Origin of the sequence: Pseudomonas sp. MPB03 (assembly GCF_046605385.1) — a bacterium.
Taxonomy (GTDB): Bacteria; Pseudomonadota; Gammaproteobacteria; order Pseudomonadales; family Pseudomonadaceae; genus Aquipseudomonas; species Aquipseudomonas zanjanensis.
Genome location: NZ_CP176770.1, coordinates 4,478,246 through 4,500,621, shown reverse-complemented (window position 1 = coordinate 4,500,621; position 22,376 = coordinate 4,478,246). Strand labels below are relative to the sequence as shown.

Here is a 22,376-nt window from a genome sequence, read left to right as displayed (position 1 = left end):
CCGTTTACATCCGGAACACGCCGAAGCGGCTCGGTTCGATAGGCGCGTTCAGTGACGCGGACAAGGCCAGGCCCAGTACATCGCGGGTCTGGGCCGGGTCGATGACGCCGTCGTCCCACAGCCGTGCGCTGGAGTAATAGGGGTGACCCTGTTCTTCGTACTGATCGAGGATCGGTTGCTTGATCTCCGCTTCCTGCTCGGCGCTGAAGGGCTGGCCACTGCGTTCGGCTTGTTCACGCTTGACTTGCACCAGCACGCCGGCCGCCTGCTCGGCCCCCATCACGCCAATTCGCGCGTTCGGCCACATCCACAGGAACCGTGGATCATAGGCGCGGCCGCACATGCCGTAGTTGCCCGCGCCGAAACTGCCGCCGATGATCACGGTGAATTTCGGCACCTTGGCGCAGGCCACCGCGGTCACCAGTTTTGCGCCGTGCTTGGCGATGCCACCGGCTTCGTATTTCTGCCCGACCATGAAACCGGTGATGTTCTGCAAGAACAGCAGCGGGATCCCGCGCTGACAGGCCAGTTCGATGAAGTGCGCGCCTTTCTGCGCGGCCTCGGCGAAGAGGATGCCATTGTTGGCCAGGATTGCGATCGGGTAGCCGTGCAAATGAGCGAAACCGCACACCAGGGTCGTGCCGAACAGCGCCTTGAACTCATCGAACACCGAACCGTCCACCAGGCGCGCGATCACTTCCCGCACATCGAACGGCTGCTTGGCATCGGCCGACACCACGCCGTACAGCTCATCGCTGCAATACAGCGGGGCGATGGGCTGGCGACGCTGCAACTCACCGAGTTTGCGCCAATTGAGGTTGGCCACGCTGCGCCGGGCCAGGGCCAGGGCATGTTCGTCGCTGTCGGCATAGTGATCCGCCACGCCGGAAATCTTGCAGTGCACATCGGCGCCGCCCAAGTCTTCGGCGCTGACCACTTCACCGGTGGCGGCTTTTACCAGTGGCGGGCCGGCAAGAAAAATCGTCGCTTGCTGGCGGACCATGATCGCCTCGTCCGCCATGGCCGGCACATAAGCGCCGCCAGCGGTGCAGGAACCCATGACCACGGCAATCTGCGGAATACCCAGGGCGCTCATGTTGGCCTGGTTGAAGAAGATCCGGCCAAAGTGCTCGCGGTCCGGGAACACTTCATCCTGGCGCGGCAGGTTGGCGCCGCCTGAATCCACCAGGTAAATGCACGGCAGGCGATTCTGCTGGGCGATGGTCTGGGCGCGCAGATGTTTTTTCACCGTCAACGGATAGTAGGAGCCACCTTTGACCGTCGCGTCATTGGCGACAATCATGCATTCGACGCCTTCCACTCGGCCAATGCCGGCAATCACGCCGGCCGCCGGCACGTCTTCGCCATAGACTTCATGGGCCGCCAATGGACTGATCTCCAGGAACGGCGAGCCCGGATCCAGCAATCGGTTGATGCGCTCACGGGGCAGCAATTTGCCTCGCGAAGCATGCCGTTCCTGAGCCTTGGGTCCGCCGCCCTGGCGAATGTGCGCGAGCAGGGTGCGCAGGGCTTCGACGTGTCCGAGCATCGCATCGCGGTTGGCGATGAACTCCGGGGAACGTGGGTTGAGCTGAGTGTGCAGCGTGGCCATGGTCAGCTCCGTTAGCGGGTTTCGTTGAACAGTTCGCGGCCGATCAACATCCGACGAATCTCACTGGTACCAGCGCCAATTTCATACAGCTTGGCGTCCCGCAGCAGGCGACCGGCGGGGAATTCATTGATGTAGCCATTGCCCCCCAGGATCTGGATCGCGTCGAGGGCCATTTGCGTGGCGCGCTCGGCGCTGTAGAGGATCACCCCGGCGGCGTCCTTGCGGGTGGTTTCGCCGCGCTCGCAAGCCTGGGCCACCGCATACAGGTAGGCGCGGCTGGCGTTGAGCTGGGTGTACATGTCGGCGACCTTGCCTTGGATCAGCTGGAATTCGCCGATGCTTTGGCCGAACTGTTTGCGGTCGTGGATGTAGGGCACGATCAGGTCCATGCAGGCTTGCATGATCCCGGTCGGTCCGCCGGACAGCACCACGCGCTCGTAGTCGAGGCCGCTCATCAGGACTTTCACGCCACCGTTGAGGGCGCCGAGGATGTTTTCTTCCGGCACTTCGACGTCATCGAAAAATAGCTCGCACGTATTGGAGCCGCGCATGCCGAGCTTGTCGAACTTGTTGCTGCGGCTGAAGCCTTTCCAGTCGCGCTCGACGATGAAAGCAGTGATGCCGTGGGCGCTTTTTTCCAGGTCGGTCTTGGCGTAGATCACGTAGGTGTTGGCATCGGGACCATTGGTGATCCAGGTCTTGCTGCCGTTGAGGACGTATTTGTCACCGCGCTTGTCGGCCCGCAGTTTCATGGAGACCACGTCGGAGCCGGCGTTCGGTTCGCTCATCGCCAGGGCGCCGATGTGTTCGCCGCTGATCAGCTTGGGCAGGTACTTGGTTTTCTGTTCGTGAGTGCCGTTGCGGTTGATCTGGTTCACGCAGAGGTTGGAATGGGCGCCATAGGAGAGGGCGACCGAGGCCGAGCCGCGGCTGATTTCTTCCATCGCCACCACGTGGGCCAGGTAGCCCAGGCCGGCGCCGCCATATTCTTCCGGTACGGTGATGCCCAGCAGGCCCATGTCACCGAATTTGCGCCACATGTCAGCGGGAAACAGATTGTCGATATCGATCTGCGCTGCGCGAGGCGCCAGTTCGGCCTTGACGAAGGCCTGCACCTGGTCGCGCAACATGTCGATGGTTTCGCCGAGGGCAAAATTCAGGGATGGGTAGCTCATGGGACACCTTTGGCTTTTTTATCGGGTGCGGAGAGCGGAAAATGCTCTACCTTTACGTTAACGTAAGCCTGCGACGAGAGGCTGTCAATCGCCCTTTACGTTAACGTCAACTTAAGCCAGAGTACGGGTGTTTTGGATCAGCTTTTGTGGCGAGGGAGCTTGCTCCCGCTCGAGCGCGTGTAGGAGCTGCCGAAGGCTGCGATCTTTTGATCTTTCGCTTGGGATTCAAGTGTCTTTGGAAAAGATCGCAGCCTCGTTGCACTCGACAGCTCCTACACAGCTCCTACCAGCCACAACGGCATTTGTGCATGAGGTTCCACCGCTACACCCACTAATAAAGACAAGAGGGGGCGTCATGGATCAACCCGGTTCGCATTCGCAGCTCAGCTACACCCGCGGCTCGCAGGACAAGGCCTTGCTGGCACAAACCATTGGCGAGGTTTTCGACCAGACCGTGGCCCGTTATCCAGAGGGCGAGGCGTTGGTGGTTCGTCATCAATCGTTGCGTTACACCTGGCGGCAACTGGCTGAGGCCGTCGATCTGCACGCCCGGGCCTTGTTGGCGCTGGGCTTGAAAACCGGCGACCGTCTCGGCGTGTGGGCGCCCAATTGCGCCCAGTGGTGCATCAGCCAGTTCGCCAGTGCGAAGATCGGCGTCATTCTGGTCAATATCAATCCGGCCTATCGAGTCTCCGAACTCGAATACGTGCTCAAACAGTCCGGGTGCCAATGGCTGGTGTGTGCCGGGGCGTTCAAGACCTCGGATTACCACGCCATGTTGCAAGCGCTGGCACCGGAGCTGGCGGAACAATCCATCGGCCAGTTGCAGAGCGAACGCCTGCCGGATTTACGCGGTGTAGTCAGCCTCGATCCCCAACCCCCGTCAGGCTTTCTGCCTTGGTCACAACTGGCCGCCCTGGGGGCGGCGGTGGCGCCTGGACAACTGGCCGAGCGCCAATCCAGCCTGCACTTCGATCAGCCAGTGAATATCCAATACACCTCCGGCACCACCGGCTTTCCCAAGGGCGCGACCCTCAGCCACCACAACATTCTCAACAACGGTTACATGGTCGGCGAAAGCCTGGGCCTGACGGCTGGCGACCGGCTGGTGATCCCGGTGCCGCTTTACCATTGCTTCGGCATGGTCATGGGCAACCTGGGCTGCATGACCCATGGCAGCACCATGATCTACCCCAACGATGCCTTCGACCCGTTGCTGACGCTAAAGGCCGTGGCCGAGGAGAAAGCCACCGCGCTGTATGGCGTGCCGACCATGTTCATCGCCCTGCTGGACCAGCCGCAGCGGGGCGACTTCGACCTGTCCAGCCTACGCACGGGCATCATGGCTGGGGCTACATGTCCGATCGAAGTGATGCGGCGGGTCATCAACGAGATGCACATGGCTGAGGTGCAGATTGCCTACGGCATGACGGAAACCAGTCCGGTGTCGTTGCAGACCGGTCCTTCAGACGAACTGGAGCTGCGGGTGACCACCGTCGGCCGCACCCAGCCACACCTGGAAAGCAAGATTATCGATGAGGCAGGCCAGGTCGTCCCGCATGGCGCGGTCGGCGAATTGTGTACCCGTGGCTACAGTGTGATGCTCGGCTACTGGAACAACCCCAAGGGCACCGCCGATGCCATCGACGCCCAGGGCTGGATGCACACCGGCGACCTGGCGACCATGGACGAGCAGGGTTACGTCTGCATCGTCGGGCGCAACAAGGACATGATCATTCGTGGCGGGGAGAATATTTACCCGCGCGAGCTGGAGGAGTTCTTCTTCACCCATCCGGCGGTGGCGGATGTGCAAGTGATCGGCATTCCGTGTTCGCGCTATGGCGAAGAAATCGTGGCGTGGATCAAGTTCCACCCCGGCCACAGCGCCTCCGAGCAAGCGCTGCAAGCCTGGTGCAAGGAACGCATCGCCCATTTCAAGACGCCGCGTCATTTCAAGTTCGTCGAAGAATTCCCGATGACGGTCACCGGCAAGATCCAGAAATTCCGCATGCGCGAAATCAGCATCGAAGAACTGCGTGATAGAGAAGGCTGAGCAAAATCTCCTGTGGGAGCGAGCTTGCTCGCGAAAGCGGTGTGTCAGTCGACATTGATATTGACTGTCCGGGCCCCTTCGCGAGCAAGCTCGCTCCCACACGAAAAACCCAAACGCCAGACAGCACAAAGGGGAGCCGAAGCTCCCCTTTAATTTTGTCGTCGCGTGCTCTTTTTTATTATTGAGGGGCGGCCTGTTGTTGTTATTGGCAGCCGTGGCCCTTTACTGCTGTTTTTGGCGATCCCCATCCGGGATCAAGAGCAAACGTATTTTTTTGAGCGCTGATTTGCTTTTTCGCTTTGCGATCCAACCGATTCGGGAGCTACCTGAAGGTAGTTTTATTGTTCTCTGCCCGGTTGCGGGTTGCTCCTGAAAGCACCCTGAAAAGCCCATCTTCTCCAAAAAAATCTGTTAGCTGCGTCTCTGCCGTGTTGTTTTTGTTATGTCAGAGTCGTTTCGTCTTGTTTTTATTGGGTTTGCTGCGTTTTTTTATTCTTGTTATGCCAGAGATATAGCAGGTGGCGTGCCAACTTTTAAAACTCTATATAAATCAATATGTTGTGATTTTCAGCTGAAAAACCTGTCGGACCAAACCTGACAAATTGTTTCCGTGTTACTCGTTTCGCCGCTGTTACAAAGCCAGCGGTAACACCTCAGTGTGCGCTGCGGGCCTTGGCCACGCGCGAACCGCTGGGGCGGCCGAGCACGTCACAGATTTGCCGCCCCGCGGCGATCAATGCGTCCAGGTCGACACCGGTTTCGATACCCAACCCATTGAGCAGGTACAGCACGTCTTCGGTGGCGACGTTACCGCTGGCACCCTTGGCGTACGGGCAACCGCCCAGGCCGGCGATGGAACTGTCGAACACCGCGATGCCTTCCTGCAGGCTGGCGTACACATTGGCCATGGCTTGGCCGTAGGTGTCGTGGAAATGTCCGGCGAGTTTGTCCCGCGGCACTTCGGCGCCCACCACCTCGAACATCCTGCGGGTGGCGCCAGCGGTGCCCGTGCCGATGGTGTCACCCAGGGAGACTTCGTAGCAGCCCATCGCATACAACTCCCGAGCGACCCACGCGACCTGCTCAGGCTTGACCGCCCCTTCATAAGGGCAGCCCAGCACGCAAGAAACGTAGCCGCGCACACTGACGCCGTGCTGTCTGGCGGCGTCCATGATCGGCGCGAAGCGCTCCAGGCTTTCCTTGATGGAGCAATTGATGTTGCGCTGGGAAAACGCTTCGGACGCGGCGGCGAACACCGCCACTTCTTTTACGCCGGCCGCCAGTGCATCCTCAAAACCCCGCAGGTTCGGCGCCAGGGCGCCATAGGTCACACCGGGCTTGCGCTGGATCTGCGCGAATACCTCGGCGGACCCGGCCATTTGCGGCACCCACTTGGGCGAGACGAAACTGCCGACTTCGATGTAACCCAGGCCGGCTGCACTCAGGGCATCCACCAGGCGCACCTTGTCGGCGACGCTGATGGGCTGGGCTTCATTCTGCAGCCCGTCGCGGGGGCCGACTTCGATCAAGCGTACAAAGGAGGGGAGGGGCATGGGGAGTGACCTGTAATGAATTGCCAAAATATCGAGAGCGATGATGTCCCCCTGTGGGAGCGAGCTTGCTCGCGATAGCGTCGGATCAGTCGCCATTGATATTGGCCGGTCTACCGCTATCGCGAGCAAGCTCGCTCCCACAAGGGGCATGAAGTGTTACTGGGCGATTTCCTCGCCCTTGAGCGTCTGCTCCAGCGCCTGGATACAGCGTTCTTCGGCGGTGTCGAGTTCCAGCTTCATCTGTTCGATGTCCAGCAATTGCTGTTCGAGCTGTTCCCGGCGCTCGGCGATTTTTGCCAGCATGCTGTGCAGTTGTTTCTGGTTGCCGCTGGTGGGGTCGTAGAGTTCGATCAGCTCGCGGCACTCAGCGAGGGAAAAACCAATGCGCTTGCCACGCAGGATCAGCTTCAGGCTGACCTTGTCCCGCGGCGAGTAAATGCGCTCCTGACCCCGTCGCTCCGGGCTCAACAGGCCTTGTTCTTCGTAGAAACGGATGGCCCGTGTCGTGATATCCAATTCGCGGGCGAGGTCGGAGATGCTGTAGGTCTGGCTGCTCATGGAAGCGCTCGAAACGAAAGGGTTGGCGCTAAGCTAAAGGCAGGTTGACGTGCGCGTCAAGCAGTGCGGTTCTTGCACATAAAACCTGTGGGAGCGAGCTTGCTCGCGATAGCGGTAGACCAGTCAATATCAATGGCGACTGATCTGACGCTATCGCGAGCAAGCTCGCTCCCACAATGGGATCAGGCTAAACCTGATCGAGCTTCTTCTCATGGGCTGTCACCTGCTGGCACAGCTCGATCATCTGCTCGCGCATCCAGCGGTTGGCCGGGTCCTGGTCGGTGCTTTCGTGCCAGTAGAGATGGGTTTCCACCGGTGGCACGTCATTCACCGGGAGCAGGAAGGCGTGCAAATCGTGACGCCGGGCAAAGCGCTCGGGGACGGTCATGACCATGTCGGTCTGCTGCAGCACTTGGGAGGCCATCAAGTAATGCTGGGAGCGCAAGGCGATCTTGCGTTGGATGCCCATCTTGCCGAGGGCCAGGTCAACGTAACCCAGGCCGTTACGGCGGCTGGAAATGTGCACGTGGGTCTGGGCCAGGTAATCGTCGAGGCTGATCTTTTCCTTGCCCGCCAGGGGATGGCCCTTGCGCATGGCGCATACGTAGCGATCTTCCATTAACTTGACGTGGCGCACCTGCGGGTCGGTGTTGAGCGGTGCGTCCACGGCGAAATCGAGGCGGCCGGCGGCCAGTTCCTTGGTGGTTTCACGGCGCTTGGACAGGAAACTCTCGATCGCCACGGTCGGCGCCAGGCGGCGAAGGCGCTGGAACAGTAGCGGCAGGATCACGCCTTCGGTGAGGTCGGTCATGCTGATGCGATAGGTCTTGACGGCCTGCAGCGGGTTGAAGATCCGGCTTTCCTGCACTGACACCCGCAGCAATGACAAGGCGTTGCGCACCGGGCCGATGATGTTCTGGGCCATGGGCGTCGGCACCATGCCTTGGGCGGTGCGCACGAAGAGAGGGTCGTTGAAGGTCTCGCGCAGACGGGCCAGGGCATTGGACACGGCTGGCTGAGTGATGCCGACGATCTGCCCGGCGCGGGTCAGGTTGGCTTCGGTGTAGATCGCATCGAAGACAATGAAAAGGTTGAGGTCGACCTTGCTCAGATTCATGGCGCTGCACTCTTGTTCTTGGGCTTGTTGTGAGGTGCCGGGTGGCGATGAGAATCAGTGAAACATATATCGGTGATGAATGTTAATACACGCTGAGAATAGGTTAGGTAAATTTTCGTAGCTGAACTAGCATCGATTTCATGACCTAAAACAACCTCTGCCAAGAAGGTGCTGCCCATGGATTTTGCCTATTCCCCCAAGGTTCAGGAACTGCGTGAACGCGTCACAGCGTTCATGGACGCCTACGTCTACCCGGCCGAAGCGGTGTTCGAACGACAAGTGGCCGAAGGCGACCGCTGGCAACCCACGGCCATCATGGAAGAGCTCAAGGCCAAGGCCAAGGCAGAAGGCCTGTGGAACCTGTTCCTGCCAGAGTCCGAGCTGGGCGCCGGCCTGACCAACCTGGAATACGCGCCGCTGGCAGAGATCATGGGGCGCTCGTTGTTGGGGCCGGAGCCGTTCAACTGTTCGGCACCGGACACCGGCAACATGGAAGTGCTGGTGCGCTACGCCAATGAAGAACAAAAGCAGCGCTGGCTCGAACCCCTGCTGCGCGGCGAGATTCGTTCGGCCTTTGCCATGACCGAGCCGGACGTGGCTTCTTCGGACGCCACCAATATGGCGGCCCGCGCCGAGCGTGACGGCGACCAGTGGGTGATCAATGGCAAGAAATGGTGGACCTCAGGCGCCTGCGATCCGCGCTGCAAGATCTTGATCTTCATGGGCTTGAGCAACCCCGATGCACCACGGCATGCCCAGCATTCGATGATTCTGGTTCCGGTGGACACCCCCGGGGTCAAGATCGTCCGGCCGCTGCCGGTGTTCGGCTACGACGATGCGCCTCACGGCCATGCCGAGGTGCTGTTCGATAACGTGCGGGTGCCGTACGAAAACGTCCTGCTGGGTGAAGGCCGTGGCTTCGAGATTGCCCAGGGCCGCCTCGGCCCGGGCCGGATCCACCACTGCATGCGCTCCATCGGCATGGCCGAGCGCGCCTTGGAGTTGATGTGCAAGCGGGCCGTCAGCCGCACCGCTTTCGGCCAGCCGTTGGCGCGCCTGGGCGGTAACATCGACAAGATCGCCGACTCGCGGATGGAAATCGACATGGCGCGCCTGCTGACGTTGAAGGCGGCGTACATGATGGACACCGTGGGCAATAAAGTGGCGAAAAGCGAAATCGCCCAGATCAAGGTCGTCGCGCCGAACGTGGCTTTGAAGGTCATCGACCGGGCGATCCAGATCCACGGTGGCGCTGGGGTTTCCAACGATTTCCCGCTGGCCTACATGTACGCCATGCAACGCACCCTGCGCCTGGCCGACGGCCCGGATGAAGTCCACCGCGCCGCGATTGGCAAGTTCGAGATCGGCAAGTACGTGCCCAAGGAAATGCTGCGCAGCGGGCGCTGAAGGTTCGTCATGCTTGCACCGCTATCGCGAGCAAGCTCGCTCCCACACAGTTTGTTGGACGAACGCAGCATTGGCGTTCACCGCAAGCTTCTGTGGGAGCGAGCTTGCTCGCGATGACGGCCTCCAGGACAGCTGAATCAGCTTACTCCTTGACGCTCATGTACTCCTCGGCCCAGCGGATGTAGTCCTCGGGCTGGGTGTAGGTGTGCGTCAGCTCGGTGGCGCTGAGGTCCGAGGCCTGGGTGAAGATCTGCCGTTGTTCGCGAAGGCTGTCGTAAGTCGCCTTGATCGCGGCGAAGTAGGCGCCGTGGCCGTCGATGGTCACGCGCACGCCCAGTTCGGCCAGGCGCTTGTCGTCGCGCAGCAATGGGTTGCCATAGGTGACGAGCATCAGCGGCACCGTCAGGTTTTCGCTGATTTTCTCCAGATGATCGAAGTCTTGCACGCCCACCATGCAAATCCCGTCCGCCCCGGCACGTTCATATTGCTGGGTCCGGCTGATGATTTCCTGCACCGGCAGGATCCCCGCATTAGTCCGGGCGATGATCGCCATTTCCGGGTCGACTCGCGCTTCCAGCGCCGCCCGAATCTTGCCGACGCCCTCGGCCACGCCGATCAAGTCGGTGGATTTACGCCCGAACTGGGCCGGCAGCAAGGTGTCCTCGATGGTCAACGCCGCAACGCCGGCCCGCTCCAGTTCGATGATGGTGCGCATCACGTTCAGGGCATTGCCATAGCCATGATCGGCGTCGGCAATGAATGGCAGTTGGGCCACGCGACCGATACGGGTGGCCTGTTCGGCGAATTCGCTGAGGGTGATCAGGGCGAAGTCCGGCGCGCCCAATACTTGCAACGACGCCACCGAGCCTCCGAGGATGCCGACTTCAAAACCCAGGTCAGCGGCAATGCGCGCCGACATCGGGTCAAACACCGAGGCGGTGTGGTAGCAGGTCTTGGAAGCCAGTAGTTGACGAAAGTTACGACGCAAATCTTGATGGGAAAGCCTGGACATATGAGTTCCACCAATGGAATGGAAAGGCTTGAGCAAAAGTGTCAACGCCGAAAGATCCAAAGGCTATCACGTGGCAAGCGCAAAGATGATGACGAATGCGTATGGACGATGCCGTTATGGCATCAGCGCAACGGTCCCAAGTCCCGAAGGCCGGTAGCCGACGGATACGCGGGCTATGCGGCCACCGCCTGTTGTCCCTGCCTGGGCAATGCCACGGCGCGCACGGTGTCACCCGGTTGCACTTGCAGGCGTTTGGCGATGAGGCGATCGACCACCAAGGTGTGGCCATGCAAGTGCGCGCGGGCGCTGGTCACACGGCAGTTTTCCAGGCGCCGGTTGTGAATCAGCCAGACCGGTGCGCGTTCATCCGGGGTGCCAATGGCCAGGGTCAGCGCCTGGCTGTCGCGTACACTGCGAATCTTCGACACCGGCGCCTCGATCACCGGGCCACCGTCAAAAATGTCGATGTAGCCCTTATGGCTGAAACCCTCGGCACTGAGGATCTTCAGGGCCGGCTCGGTGTTCGGATGAGCCTTGCCGATCACCGCCTGGGCCTGTTCGGTGAGCAGGCAGGTGTACAGCGGCTGGCGTGGCATCAGCTCGGCGATGAACGACTTGTTGCCCATGCCGGACAACTGGTCGGCGTAGCTGAAGTCCTTCTTGAAAAAGTGCCGTCCCAGGCTGTCCCAGAACGGCGAACAGCCCTGTTCGTCGGCGTGGCCCCGCAGTTCGGCGATCAGTTTTTCGCCGAACAGATGGGGAAACTCGGCCACGAACAGCAGGCGTGCCAGGGACAGCAAGCGGCCGTTGTGGCCGTGGCGTTGCTCGGGGTGCAGGAACAATGAGCAGATTTCCGATTGCCCGGACATCTCGTTGTTGAGAAACAGCGTCGGGAGCTGTCGTTGGATGCCCAGCTCCGGCGCCGAGCTGACCGTGACCCCGACCCGATAGTTGTACCAGGGCTCACGCAGTCCCACCGCCCCGGTCAAGGCGCTGATGCCCACCACCTGCCGGTCGTCGTCTTCGAGCACGAACAGGTAGTCGGCGTCGGCGCGTTCGACTTGCCCGGCAAAGGTCCGCTGGGCCCAGCGAACACGATGGGCGAGGCGCTCTTCGTTGGCCGGCAGGCTGGTGAACCCGGGCCCCGCGCAACGGGCCAGGTCCAGCAAGGCAGGCAGATCGGTGATGGCCACCGGACGAACAATCATGCTGCAGCTCCTTTGTCGTGTCGGTCCAAACGTCGGTGCAAGCCATGGGTTCGAATGAGGCTCATAGGGCAACCACCCGGATCCGTGCGCCGTCCTGGATGTCCAGGGCGGTCAGCATGGCGGGTGACAGGGCCACCGGGCCGTCGGCGTTGACGTCCAGCTCGGCAATAATGGCCCGGTAGCTGCCCAAGTGCTCGTTGCTCACCAGGTACAAGCCGCGGGCGTCAATCTGCAGGCTCTGCCTGGCGGTGGTGAGGCGACTTTGCGTGATGGAACGGATATGGGCGATACGGGCATGCAAGGTCGGCCCGCCGTCGAAGATATCGACGTAGCTGTTGGTTTCGAAACCCTCGCGTTCGAGGATATCGAAGGCTTCCTGGCCGTCGGGATGCACCCGGCCGATGCAGGCCTGGGCCGCTGGCGGGAGCATGGGCACGTAGATCGGGTACTGCGGCATCAGTTCGGCGAGAAAGGTCCGGCTCTGCAAGCCACACAATCGTTCGGCTTCGACATAGGGCAGGTCGAAGAAGTGCTGGCCAATGGCGTCCCAGAAGGGCGACTGGCCGTCTTCGCTGCTGAAACCGACGATTTCAGTGATGACCGATTCGGCAAAGCGCAGGGGGTGGGCGGCGATGAACATCAGCCGGGCTCGGGACAGCAGCTCCGATGCCGGCGTGCGCACCCGCTCGGCGTCAATGTGGAAGCCACGCAGCAGCGTCTGCCCGTTGAGGTCCTGGCACAACGACAGCGCGGGCACGCCATGCTGGATGTTCAGCTCCCGGGACTCGCTGGAAAACGGCCGGTTGCGCAGGCTGTAGAACGGCTCGTTGCAACCGGTGCTGGAGAGGATCTCCGAACAACCCACCAGGCGCCCGGATTCCAAGTCCTGCAGGACGAAAAAATAATTCTCCGCCCCCGGCCCCTGCACATCGGCTGCGAACGAAGCACACGAGTCGAGGATTTTTTCCTCAAGACGCCCGGTATCGTCCGGCAGCGACGTGACGCCCACCAGGCTGTCACGGGCCAATTGTTGCAGCTGCGGCAGATCGGCTAATTGAACTGGACGTAAGGCCAGCATGGATTGCACTCCTGTTCCAGGGAGCCCGTGACTGGCACCGGGCTTGACGATCACTGTCGATGTCCACGCGTTTTAACCACGGCTGGCCGAACCCTTTCGACCGCCGCTCCTCATTGACCTGCCGGATCGGGCAGGGCGGTACGACTGCCGAATTTGTTGAGCAGGCACAGATAGACCACACCCGCGGCAATCCAGATCAGGCCGAGCTTCTGCGCAGCCACGCCCATGTTGTACATGATGGCCGCGACGATCACGAAGCCGACCAGCGGGCAGATCACGTGGCGAATCAGTTGGCCGGACTGTTGGCGGCGCCAGTAATGGTTGATGACCGTGATGTGCAGCAACATGAAGCCGCTCAGGGCGCCGAAATTGACCAGGGAGGTGAGGGTGTCCACGGCGTTGATGAACAGGTAGCAGATCAGCAACGACAGCACCGCCACCAGGTAGATGCTCATGTAGGGGGTGTTGTGTTTCGGATGGACCTTGGCCAACACCTTGGGTAACTGGCCGTCCCGGGCCATGCCGAACAACAGTCTCGACACCGCTGCCTGGGAGGTGATCGCCACCGCCACGCCCCAGGCCAGGGCCGTGGCCACCGCGGTCAACGTGGCCAGCCAACTGCCGGCCGCCAGCTCGGCGATTTCATAGAACGCGGTGTCGGCGGATTTGAAGCCCATGCCGGCCGCCAGGTCGGTGGCGATCCAGGTCTGCACCACGAAAATCGCCCCCATCACCAGCAAGGTCACCAGTGCCGCCTTGCCGACGCTGCGCCCCGGGTCACCCTTGACCTCTTCAGCCAGGGTGGAAATGGCGTCGAAACCCAGGAACGACAGCACCGCGATGGACACGGCTTGCATCAGCAGGGCGAAGTTGAAGTGTTCCGGGCTGTACAGCGGCGCCAGGGTCAGTTGGCCGTGACCGGCCCCACCCTGCAGGGCGTTCCAGGCGTAGAACAGGAAAATCCCCAGCACCACCAGCTGTGCCAGCAGGAAGATGATATTCATCCGCGCGGTGAAGGTGATGCCCCGCAGGTTGACGAAGGTCGCGCTCACCAGGAAGGCCAGGATGAAACCGACCTTGGGAATGTCCGGGTACAAATGGTTCAGCGCCATGGCGGCGTAGACATAGAGCAGTGGCGGGATCAGCAGGTAGTCCAGCAGCATCAGCCAGCCGGCAATGAACCCAACGTGTGGGTTAAGGCCCCGTTGTGCGTAGGAATAGACCGAACCTGCCACCGGAAAGGCCCGGGCCATGCTGCCGTAGCTCAACGCGGTAAACAGCATCGCCACCATGCCGATGATGTAGGCCAGCGGCACCATCCCCGGTGCTTCGGCGTTGACGTAGCCATACACGCCGAACGGTGCGATGGGGATCATGAAGATCATCCCGTAGACCACCAGGTCTGTCAGTGACAGGCCGCGTTTCAATTCCTGTTTGTAGCCAAATGCCTCGATGCTCATGAGCCGTTTTCCTTTTCAGCTGTGTGGATTGCGCTTGCTTGCTGTCTGTCGCTGGAAGCCTGCCGCTACAGCAGGGGCGCCAGGTAGGCGCTCCAGGTCCGTACCGATTCTGGGCTGCGCAGTTGGTCGTTGCGCACTTCGATCAGCACCGAATCCAGGCCACGGCCATCGCCGTGCACCGGGACTGTCATGTCGGTCAGGGGGTTGATCTTGTAGGGCTGGTTGCCCGCTGCCCGCAGCGAATGCCGGCTCAGCCCGTCGACGATGTGCTGGGCGTATTCCTTGGCTTCGCCGAACAGCACGCCGGCTTCCAGTGCGCGTGGCTGGCCATAGAACACCGGGGTGAAACTGTGGATGCCTACCACGCGCACCGGCCGGTTGGCCGTCAGGCGCTGGTCGATCAACGCTCGCAACCGATCATGGAAGGGATGGAACAGGCACTGCTGGCGATATTCGCGGGTGGCCTCGTCCAGATCGTGGTTGCCCGGGACCTGGTAGATCTCGCTCTGGGCCGGAATGCTGTCGGGCACGTGCAGCGGGCGGTTGAGGTCGATCAACAGCCGTGAGTAATTGGCCGACAGCAAGGTCGCGCCCAGGGTTTCGGACAGGCGTTCGGCCAGCAGCAGGGCGCCGATGTCCCAGGCGATGTGTTCCTGGGACGCGGTTTCATCCAGGCCCAGGTCGTTCAGCGCCACGGGAATGAAACGGCTGGCGTGTTCGCACACCAGCAGCACCGGGTGGTCGGAGTCTTCCCGGGTCAATCGATAGGCTGGCCTGGTGTAGAGGCCCGTTTCAGCACATTCAATAGATTCGTGCATAGTGCTCGCAACGCTCGACAGGTGAGAGCGCCTGGGTCAAGGCCAATTCCTGGGCCTTCAAGGCGAAATAGGTTTCGACCAGCGGGCCGGGCAGGGTCTCGAGCAATGCCCCGCTGTGGCGCAGGCAGTCCAGTGCCTGTGCCAGGGTTGTCGGCAGGGCGATAATGCCACGGGCGCGGCGTTGTGTTTCATCCAGCTCATCGGGTATTTCATCGGTGACCGCCTGCAATGGCAGCCGTTGCTGGATGCCCAGCCGTCCGGCAATCAACAGCGCGGCCATCGCCAGGTGCGGCGAGGCGGTGGCGTCCATGGCGCGGAACTCCAGGTTGTACTGGTTCGCCAGTGGTTTCCCGCCCAGGCTCACGGTGGGGCAGATGCGCAGCGCCGCTTCGCGGTTGCGCTGTCCCAGGCACGCATAAGAGGCGCTCCAGTGATGAGGTTGCAGGCGCTCGTAGGACAGCGGCGTCGGCGCGGTCAGCGCACACAGCGCCGGCAGATAATGCAACATACCCGCGGCCCAATGCTGGCCGAGGCTGGACAAGCCATTGCTGCTGGCGGCGTCATGCAGCACCGGATCCGCGCTCAGGTTCTGCAGGCTCAGGTGCAGATGCACGCCGTTGCACACGGCATGTTCCGAGGTCTTGGGGGCGAAACTCACGTCCAGGCCCATCTGCCGGGCGATCTCGCGGGTGATTTCCCGGACGTTCACCGCCCGGTCGGCAGCGGCCACGCCCAGGGTCGGGCGGCAGGTGATTTCGTATTGTTGCTTGCCGTATTCGGGCAGGAACATTTCCGGCTCGACGCCGCCGGCCCGCAGGGCGCTGAGCAACCACCCGGCGAACCCGGCTTGCTGGCGCTGGGCCTGGAGGCTGAAGGCCAGGCGATCAGGCTGCGCAGGGGTGGCAGCCAGGTTGAACTCATGCTCGAAGGCGGCGAAAACTTGCAGGCCCAGTTCGCTGCGATAACGCTCCACTTCATCCTGCAGCAGCGTGCGCGGACAGGCGCTCCAGGGCCGGCCGTCGGTCTCTCGAATGTCGCAATGGATGAAGTCCAGGGCCGGTGCCTGGGCGTCTGGGCCATTATTGACAGTCACCCGGCTGGACAGGTCCGGTACCAGCCGCAGGTCGCCATAGGCGCCCCAGGGGTTGGTCGAGGCGATGATGTCCTGGGGCGTCAACGCGCTGTTGGCCGGCACCCAGCCACAGCCGGCAGCGACGTAGTGGGGCAATTCATCGCTGGGAAACGAGCGCCCACGGGTCACGCCGATCAGGTCGGTGGTCACCAGGGTCGTGACCGGCAGCGGCGCGAGGAGGGCGGCGGCGTCGGGGCGGCTCATGGCTGCATCTCCTGCAGGCGAGCGAGTACCGTGTCGGTATCGGTGATCCAGCAGTAGCCCTTGATCGCGTTCAGGCACGCCAGGTGCCGTTGTTCGGTGTAAGTGGCGCAGGCATCTTCCACCAGCGTGACCAGGTAGCCGCGGTCGGCGGCGTCGCGCACGGCCATGTCGACGCACTGGTCGGTGACGATTCCGGCGACGATCAAGTGCCGGGTCTCCAGGTTGCGCAGCACGTAGTCGATGTTGGTGGAATTGAACACCCCGGAGGAGGTCTTGGGCAGCACGATGTCGTTTTCCTGCGGCGTCAGCTCGGCAATGATCTGCGCTTCAGGGCTGCCCTTGGGCAGGTGCATGTCCGACAGCTTGTGATCCAGGGAGCGGTCGCGGCCATCGGCGGTGAGGCTTTCGATGTGGGTGTGCAATACGTTTTGCCGCGCCTCTCGCATAGCGTTGAGCAAGCGCTGCTGGTTGGGAATGACCTGCTGGCGGGCCCGCTGGAGGAAGTACGCGGCCTCGGGGCTGTTCAGGTGGGCATCGAATTGCGGTTCCAGCCAGGCGCGCTGCATGTCCACCAACAGCAATGCCGTGTGTTGGCGGGTGAATGGCAGATCCCGAGGCGAGCGGTGGGGGAGCGAGAACATCCTTATTTTTCCTCCAACAGGTGCGTGTTGAATTCCGTGCGCAAGGCGTCGATGCCTTCCAGGCGTTCGGCCAGCTCTGGGCATTGCAGGGTCAGGCAGGCGATCAGGGCCTCGACCTGGGCCAGCGCCGGCACCAGGCTGTCAAAGGCCGAGACCGATTCCACCGGGGCGCTGATGATCAGGTCCGCCAGCTCGCGCAACGGCGAAGCATAGACGTCGCTGAACAGCACGACCCGGGCGTGCCGCGCCTTGGCCGCGCTGGCCACGCGCAGGGCCTGGGCCTGGTAGCGACGGTAATCGAAAATCAGCACCACGTCCTGGCGCTGCACGTCGAACAGCCGGTCAGGCAGTTGGGCGTTGTCTTCCAGGGCAAAACAGCCGGCACGCAGCAGCCGCAAATGGTTGAGCAAGTAATGGGCTAGAAAGCTGCTGAAGCGGCCGCCGAAACAATGCACCTGATGGCGGCTGTCGAGCAACCACTGCACGAGAATGCGCACGTCTTCGGGTTGGGTCAGCGCCTGGGTGTCGTTGAGGTTGCGTTGGCTGGCGGCCAGGTATTGGCTCCAGGTATCGCCTTGCTGCAATTTGGCCCGTGGTTGCAACAGGGTGCGGGGGGAGCGCAGGCGATGGTCCATGTCGCTGAGCAGCGCATCTTGGAATTCGGCATAACCGCCAAACCCGAGTTTTTTCACCAGCCGCACGATGGTCGGGTCGCTGACACCGGCATGGTCTGCCAGGCGTGACATCGGACCGAGGCCGTTGCGTGGGTAATGATCGAGCAGGGCACGTACGACCTTGCGTTCCGACGGCGTCAATACCAGGCCGGGATCGGTGATCAGGTCTCTGAGGGGCGGCATCCGTGCTCCTTGCCTGGATGAATGTTGGTTTTCTTTCATAACTCCTGAAAACAGTATTTATGTAGCTAGTGCTACATGTCCAGTGGTTTTTACGTTCCGTTTAAAATGCTCCAAAGTTGTGCGAAAGCCCTGTAGGAATTGGTCTTGGTCAGCTGGGCCTGGTATGTCAGTCGTTGCTCATGGAGTCGTCGGAAATAACGCCTTTTTGTCTCAGTTATTTGATTTCGTATAAGGTGCTGTACAACTAAACCCGTGAATATTCAGCCCATGGGCCCCGTCCGATTACCTGAGAATCTAGTGTGCAAACCACTCGCCTGACGTTGATCTGCCACGCCCGCACCGTTGCCCAGAAGCAGGCGCGCTTCGGTCTGGACGAAGCACTGGACGCCGGCTGGCTGGGGCGCCGTGGGCAGATCGAGCATGGCTATGGAAACGTCAGGCAACTGCTCTGCGGGCCGGAGCTGCGCACTCGCCAGACCGCCGCGCTGTTCGGCGACGAGCCTCAGGTGGACCCGGCCCTGGCCGATTGTGACCTTGGACGCTGGCGCGGATTGTCCATCGATGAATTGCTCAAGGTTGAACCGCAGGCCCTGCAAACCTGGCTCGACGATGCCGAGGCGGCTCCCCATGGCGGTGAATCCGTCGCCCGGTTGTGTCGCCGTGTCGCAGACTGGCTGGCCAGCCTGGAAGCCCGACCGGGGCATCTGCTGGCCGTCACCCACCCCTTCGTGATTCGTGCCGCGCTGATGACCGTCTTGGGTTGCCCGGCCGCCACGTTCAACCGGATCGACATCGAACCGTTGTCCACCCTGGAGTTGCGTTTCAACGGCGTATGGCGATTGCGCGCCCAGGAACCTGGCCAGGAGTCGCCGCGATGAAGCAGTTATCCGTCATTGGTATCGGGGCCGGCGATCCGGACCACTTGACGATGCAGGCAGTGAAAGCCTTGAACCGCTTGGACGTGGTCTTCCTCATGGACAAGGGCCCGGCCAAGGACAAACTGTTGGACCTGCGGCGTGAAATCTGTCGACGCTACATCGTTGATCGCCCCTACCGTTTCGTCGAAGCCTACAGCCCGGAACGCCAACGCGGCGACGTGGACTACAAGGACAGCGTCGAAGCGCTGAATCGCGCCAAACAGGCCACCTTCGAACGGCTGATCAATGAAGAACTGTCCTGCGGCCAGCAGGGCGGTTTTCTGGTGTGGGGCGATCCGGCGTTATACGACAGTACCGTGCGCATCCTGCAGGCGATTCTCGAGGCGGGCCGCTGCGCCTTCGAATTCGAGGTGATCCCCGGCATCACCAGTGCCCAGGCCTTGGCCGCCCGGCACAAAGTGCCGTTGAACACTATTGGCGGTTCGCTGGAAATCACCACCGGACGCCGTTTGGTGGCGGGGCAGGTGGGCGACGCGGCCAGTGTGGTGGTGATGCTCGATGCCGAGGATGGCTATCGCCACGTCAGCGATCCCGATACGCAGATTTATTGGGGCGCCTATGTGGGAATGCCGGACGAAATCCTGATCGCCGGCCGGCTGGGAGACGTGGCCGATGATATCGAACGCACCCGCAAGGCCGCGCGAGAGGCCAATGGGTGGATCATGGATACGTATTTGTTGCGTAAGCCACGATGACGCTTGCACCTCACCCTGTGGCGAGGGAGCTTGCTCCCGCTGGGCCTGTAGGAGCTGTCGAGTGCAACGAGGCTGCGATCTTTCCCTAGGCACTTGAGTCCCAAGGGAAAGATAAAAGATCGCAGCCTTCGGCAGCTCCTACAGCGCCTGCTGCGCAGTCGAGCGGGAGCAAGCTCCCTCGCCACGGAGGGGCATGATTTCCCGGCATCTTTATCCCCGCCCAAACCGTTCCCGATACACCGACGGCGCCAACCCCACCACGCTGCGAAACGCCACGCGAAAGCTTTCCACCGAGCGATAACCACACAGTTGCGCAATGTTGTCGGTGTTGTCGCCGGTGCTTTCCAGCAGCTCCCGGGCCCGGGCCAGGCGCTCGTGTTGCAGCCAGGCCTTGGGCGACACACCGCAGGCCTGGGTGAAGTGACGCAGGAAAGTGCGTTCGCTCATGGCCGCCTGGCTGGCCAGCTCGCGCACGCCGAGGGGTTCGTGCAGGCGCTCGCGGGCCCATTGCATGACGCTCGACAGGTCGCTGCGTGGCGTACGGCTGACCGGCGAGGGGATGAACTGCGCCTGGCCGCCCGTCCGTTGCGGTGTCATCACCAACCGGCGCGCCACGGTGTTGGCGACCTGAAGGCCATAGTCCCGTGCCACCAGGTGCAGGCAGGCATCGATGCCGGCGGCGCTGCCCGCCGAGGTAATGACCTGCCCCGAGTCGACGTACAACACATCCGGGTCGACCCGCACGGCGGGAAAGCTCTTGGCCAGTTCGTCGGTGTAGCGCCAGTGAGTCGTGGCGCCGAGGCCATCGAGCAGGCCGGCGGCGGCCAGCACGAAGGCACCGGAGCAGATCGACAACAGACGCGCCCCACGGGCATGGGCCCTGCGCAATGCGTCGAGCAGCGCCTGGGACGGTGGCTCGCTGCGGCTGCGCCAGCCTGGTATGACAATGGTCCGGGCGGTTTCGAGCAGTTCCATGCCGCCATCGGCCAATACCTGGAAGCCGCCCATGGCGCGCATCGGGCCATCATCGATCGCGACGATCCGATGCTCGTACCAAGGGAAATTGAATTCCGGCCGTTCCAATCCGAAAATCTCGACGGCGACACCGAATTCGAAGGTGCACAGGCCGTCGTAGGCGAGGATCGCGACCAAACCCGGAATAGGCTGCATTTGTCGGAAAGTTCCCACAGAGTGTCTTGTACGCCACTGTAGCGGCAAGCATCGGGGGGATAAAGTCTCTCCACGCCTTTATCTACCCTTGGAGTACACACCCATGACCAGCCTGGTTCGCGAAGTGCCTGCCGCCCCTTCCGATATTGCCCTGGAGCATTTCAGCCGTCGCTTGTCGTTCGAAACGGATTGTTCCGACGTTCACGCCAGTCAACAGGCCGGTCATATCGATTTTGTGCTGGTGGATGTTCGCGGACCGCTGGCCTATGAGCGCGGCCATGTCCCCGGGGCGATCAACCTGCCGACCCGCACGCTCACCGCCCAGGCACTGGCGGCCTATGCCAGGACCACCTTGTTCGTGGTGTATTGCGCCGGCCCCCATTGCAATGGCGCGAACAAGGCGGCGGTGCGCCTGGCAACCTTGGGCTACCCGGTCAAGGAAATGATCGGCGGCATCATGGGCTGGCTCGACGAAGGCTTTCGCCTGACCGGCTCGGTGGAGCGCGTGGCGGACGAGGCGATCAGCTGCGATTGCTGATGCCTCCTGCAACCAGGCTTTTGTGGCGAGGGAGCTTGCTCCCGCTGGGCTGCGCAGCAGCCCCTTGGTGCCTCGCCTTTATTGGGGCCGCTGCGCGCCCCAGCGGGAGCAAGCTCCCTCGCCACAGGGGGTATCTGCCACAGGGTGTTTACCTGCCTTTGGAGTGTTTCCCTGTCAGGCTTTTCGCAAATCCCTTGACCGCCAGCCGCACCTGGCTGTTTTTATAACTATTTGTCGCCTCAACATAATTCCCCTCCTGAGTGCCCCTCTAGACTCCCGGCCACTTCGGTTTTTGCTGACCGAATGCTGCTATGAATCTGCCTATAACGATCCAATAAAATACCTGCGCACTCAGGAGCGAAAATGAAGAAGCTAGCCATGTTCGGTGCTTTGGCACTGTCCGTATTGTCCCTGTCGGCCGTGGCCGAAGACGCCAAGCCGATCCGCCTCGGGATCGAAGCCGGTTACCCACCTTTTTCGATGAAAACCCCCGACGGCAAGCTGGCCGGCTTCGACGTCGATATCGGCGATGCCTTGTGTGAACAGATGAAGGTCAAGTGCGTCTGGGTCGAGCAGGAGTTCGATGGCCTGATCCCCGCGCTGAAAGTGAAGAAAATCGACGCGGTCCTGTCGTCCATGACCATCACCGACGATCGCAAGAAAAACGTTGATTTCACCATCAAGTACTACCACACCCCGGCCCGCTTCGTGATGAAGGAGGGCACCGCGGTCAAGGATCCGCTGACCGAACTCAAGGGCAAGAAAGTCGGTGTGCTGCGCGCCAGCACCCACGACCGTTTCGCTACCGAAGTGCTGGTACCCGCCGGGATCGACCTGGTGCGCTACGGCTCCCAGCAGGAAGCCAACCTGGACATGGTCTCCGGTCGCCTCGACGCCATGCTGGCCGACTCGGTCAACCTCGACGAAGGCTTCCTGAAAACCGACGCCGGCAAAGGCTTCGCCTTCGTCGGCCCGACCTATGAAGACGCGAAATACTTCGGCGGCGGCGCCGGCATAGCGGTGCGCAAGGGCGATAAGGCCCTGGCCGACAAATTCAACACCGCCATCAGCGAGATCCGCGCCAACGGCACGTACAAGAAGGTGCAGGACAAATACTTCGCCTTTGACGTCTACGGGCATTAATCGCTGA

The 22,376-nt window shown here is 61.7% G+C and carries 20 protein-coding genes; 6 read left to right on the top strand and 14 right to left on the bottom strand.

From position 1 onward, the window contains the following. Positions 1–4 precede the first annotated feature (4 nt). Together ACLH0I_RS19235 and ACLH0I_RS19230 are read right to left on the bottom strand one after the other, a co-directional pair. Positions 5–1,612, bottom strand: a complete 1,608-nt coding sequence (locus ACLH0I_RS19235) for a carboxyl transferase domain-containing protein (protein ID WP_411385120.1) — start codon at positions 1,610–1,612, stop codon at positions 5–7. Between the two features lie 11 nt (positions 1,613–1,623). Further along, positions 1,624–2,787, bottom strand: a complete 1,164-nt coding sequence (locus ACLH0I_RS19230; RefSeq protein ID WP_411385119.1) for an isovaleryl-CoA dehydrogenase — start codon at positions 2,785–2,787, stop codon at positions 1,624–1,626. Positions 2,788–3,142: 355 nt separating this feature from the next. Between ACLH0I_RS19230 and ACLH0I_RS19225 the strand changes: the two genes are divergently transcribed. Continuing rightward, positions 3,143–4,840: an AMP-binding protein gene (locus tag ACLH0I_RS19225; protein WP_411385118.1), complete on the top strand. Its 1,698-nt coding sequence runs from the start codon at positions 3,143–3,145 to the stop codon at positions 4,838–4,840. A gap of 653 nt (positions 4,841–5,493) precedes the next feature. Here ACLH0I_RS19225 and ACLH0I_RS19220 read toward each other — a convergent pair. The 3 genes from ACLH0I_RS19220 to ACLH0I_RS19210 all read right to left on the bottom strand — a co-directional run bounded on the left by ACLH0I_RS19220 (position 5,494) and on the right by ACLH0I_RS19210 (position 8,068). Then, complete coding sequence (locus tag ACLH0I_RS19220) at positions 5,494–6,393, bottom strand: hydroxymethylglutaryl-CoA lyase (RefSeq protein ID WP_411385117.1); 900 nt, start codon at positions 6,391–6,393, stop codon at positions 5,494–5,496. Between the two features lie 156 nt (positions 6,394–6,549). Further along, complete coding sequence (locus ACLH0I_RS19215; RefSeq protein WP_186730703.1) at positions 6,550–6,951, bottom strand: MerR family transcriptional regulator; 402 nt, start codon at positions 6,949–6,951, stop codon at positions 6,550–6,552. A 187-nt stretch (positions 6,952–7,138) separates the two neighbouring features. After that, positions 7,139–8,068 carry a LysR family transcriptional regulator gene (locus ACLH0I_RS19210; protein WP_250964607.1) on the bottom strand — a complete coding sequence of 310 codons (930 nt, stop codon included), beginning with the start codon at positions 8,066–8,068 and terminating at the stop codon, positions 7,139–7,141. Positions 8,069–8,245: 177 nt separating this feature from the next. Here ACLH0I_RS19210 and ACLH0I_RS19205 point away from each other — a divergent pair, with 177 nt between their 5' ends. Further along, positions 8,246–9,475 (top strand): acyl-CoA dehydrogenase, encoded by a 1,230-nt coding sequence (locus ACLH0I_RS19205; RefSeq protein ID WP_053120907.1) that lies wholly within the window; start codon positions 8,246–8,248, stop codon positions 9,473–9,475. Between the two features lie 142 nt (positions 9,476–9,617). Here ACLH0I_RS19205 and ACLH0I_RS19200 read toward each other — a convergent pair whose 3' ends face one another. The 8 genes from ACLH0I_RS19200 to ACLH0I_RS19165 all read right to left on the bottom strand — a co-directional run bounded on the left by ACLH0I_RS19200 (position 9,618) and on the right by ACLH0I_RS19165 (position 17,885). Beyond that, positions 9,618–10,487 (bottom strand): oxaloacetate decarboxylase, encoded by an 870-nt coding sequence (locus ACLH0I_RS19200; RefSeq protein WP_250964608.1) that lies wholly within the window; start codon positions 10,485–10,487, stop codon positions 9,618–9,620. Positions 10,488–10,660: 173 nt separating this feature from the next. Further along, entirely contained in the window at positions 10,661–11,695 is a 1,035-nt protein-coding gene (astA, locus tag ACLH0I_RS19195; protein ID WP_411385116.1) for an arginine N-succinyltransferase, read from the bottom strand. A gap of 61 nt (positions 11,696–11,756) precedes the next feature. Next, positions 11,757–12,773 (bottom strand): arginine N-succinyltransferase, encoded by a 1,017-nt coding sequence (locus tag ACLH0I_RS19190; protein WP_411385115.1) that lies wholly within the window; start codon positions 12,771–12,773, stop codon positions 11,757–11,759. A gap of 110 nt (positions 12,774–12,883) precedes the next feature. Continuing rightward, entirely contained in the window at positions 12,884–14,233 is a 1,350-nt protein-coding gene (locus tag ACLH0I_RS19185) for an APC family permease (RefSeq protein ID WP_250964611.1), read from the bottom strand. Positions 14,234–14,298: 65 nt separating this feature from the next. Next, positions 14,299–15,051 carry an N-formylglutamate amidohydrolase gene (locus ACLH0I_RS19180; RefSeq protein ID WP_411385114.1) on the bottom strand — a complete coding sequence of 251 codons (753 nt, stop codon included), beginning with the start codon at positions 15,049–15,051 and terminating at the stop codon, positions 14,299–14,301. After that, complete coding sequence (locus ACLH0I_RS19175) at positions 15,035–16,387, bottom strand: glutamine synthetase (protein ID WP_411385113.1); 1,353 nt, start codon at positions 16,385–16,387, stop codon at positions 15,035–15,037. The genes ACLH0I_RS19180 and ACLH0I_RS19175 overlap by 17 nt, the downstream gene beginning before the upstream one ends. After that, the gene (locus tag ACLH0I_RS19170; RefSeq protein WP_250964614.1) at positions 16,384–17,028 is read right to left on the bottom strand and encodes an isochorismatase family cysteine hydrolase; all 645 of its coding nucleotides are present in this window, start codon (positions 17,026–17,028) and stop codon (positions 16,384–16,386) included. Before ACLH0I_RS19170 ends, ACLH0I_RS19175 begins: the two co-directional genes overlap by 4 nt. A gap of 2 nt (positions 17,029–17,030) precedes the next feature. Further along, positions 17,031–17,885, bottom strand: coding sequence for a MurR/RpiR family transcriptional regulator (locus tag ACLH0I_RS19165; RefSeq protein ID WP_411385112.1), 855 nt, complete (start codon positions 17,883–17,885; stop codon positions 17,031–17,033). Positions 17,886–18,184: 299 nt separating this feature from the next. Here ACLH0I_RS19165 and ACLH0I_RS19160 point away from each other — a divergent pair, with 299 nt between their 5' ends. After that, positions 18,185–18,763 (top strand): histidine phosphatase family protein, encoded by a 579-nt coding sequence (locus tag ACLH0I_RS19160; protein WP_250964616.1) that lies wholly within the window; start codon positions 18,185–18,187, stop codon positions 18,761–18,763. Then, positions 18,760–19,518: a precorrin-6A synthase (deacetylating) gene (gene cobF / locus ACLH0I_RS19155; protein ID WP_411385111.1), complete on the top strand. Its 759-nt coding sequence runs from the start codon at positions 18,760–18,762 to the stop codon at positions 19,516–19,518. The genes ACLH0I_RS19160 and cobF overlap by 4 nt, the downstream gene beginning before the upstream one ends. A 210-nt stretch (positions 19,519–19,728) precedes the next feature. Here the strand turns inward: cobF and ftrA are convergent, their stop codons facing one another. Further along, positions 19,729–20,688, bottom strand: coding sequence for a transcriptional regulator FtrA (gene ftrA, locus ACLH0I_RS19150; protein WP_411385110.1), 960 nt, complete (start codon positions 20,686–20,688; stop codon positions 19,729–19,731). 103 nt (positions 20,689–20,791) lie between these two features. Between ftrA and ACLH0I_RS19145 the strand changes: the two genes are divergently transcribed. Then, on the top strand, positions 20,792–21,226 hold the full coding sequence (locus ACLH0I_RS19145) for a rhodanese-like domain-containing protein (RefSeq protein ID WP_411385109.1): 435 nt from the start codon (positions 20,792–20,794) through the stop codon (positions 21,224–21,226). Between the two features lie 363 nt (positions 21,227–21,589). Then, positions 21,590–22,369 (top strand): ABC transporter substrate-binding protein, encoded by a 780-nt coding sequence (locus ACLH0I_RS19140; protein ID WP_411385108.1) that lies wholly within the window; start codon positions 21,590–21,592, stop codon positions 22,367–22,369. Positions 22,370–22,376 lie beyond the last annotated feature (7 nt).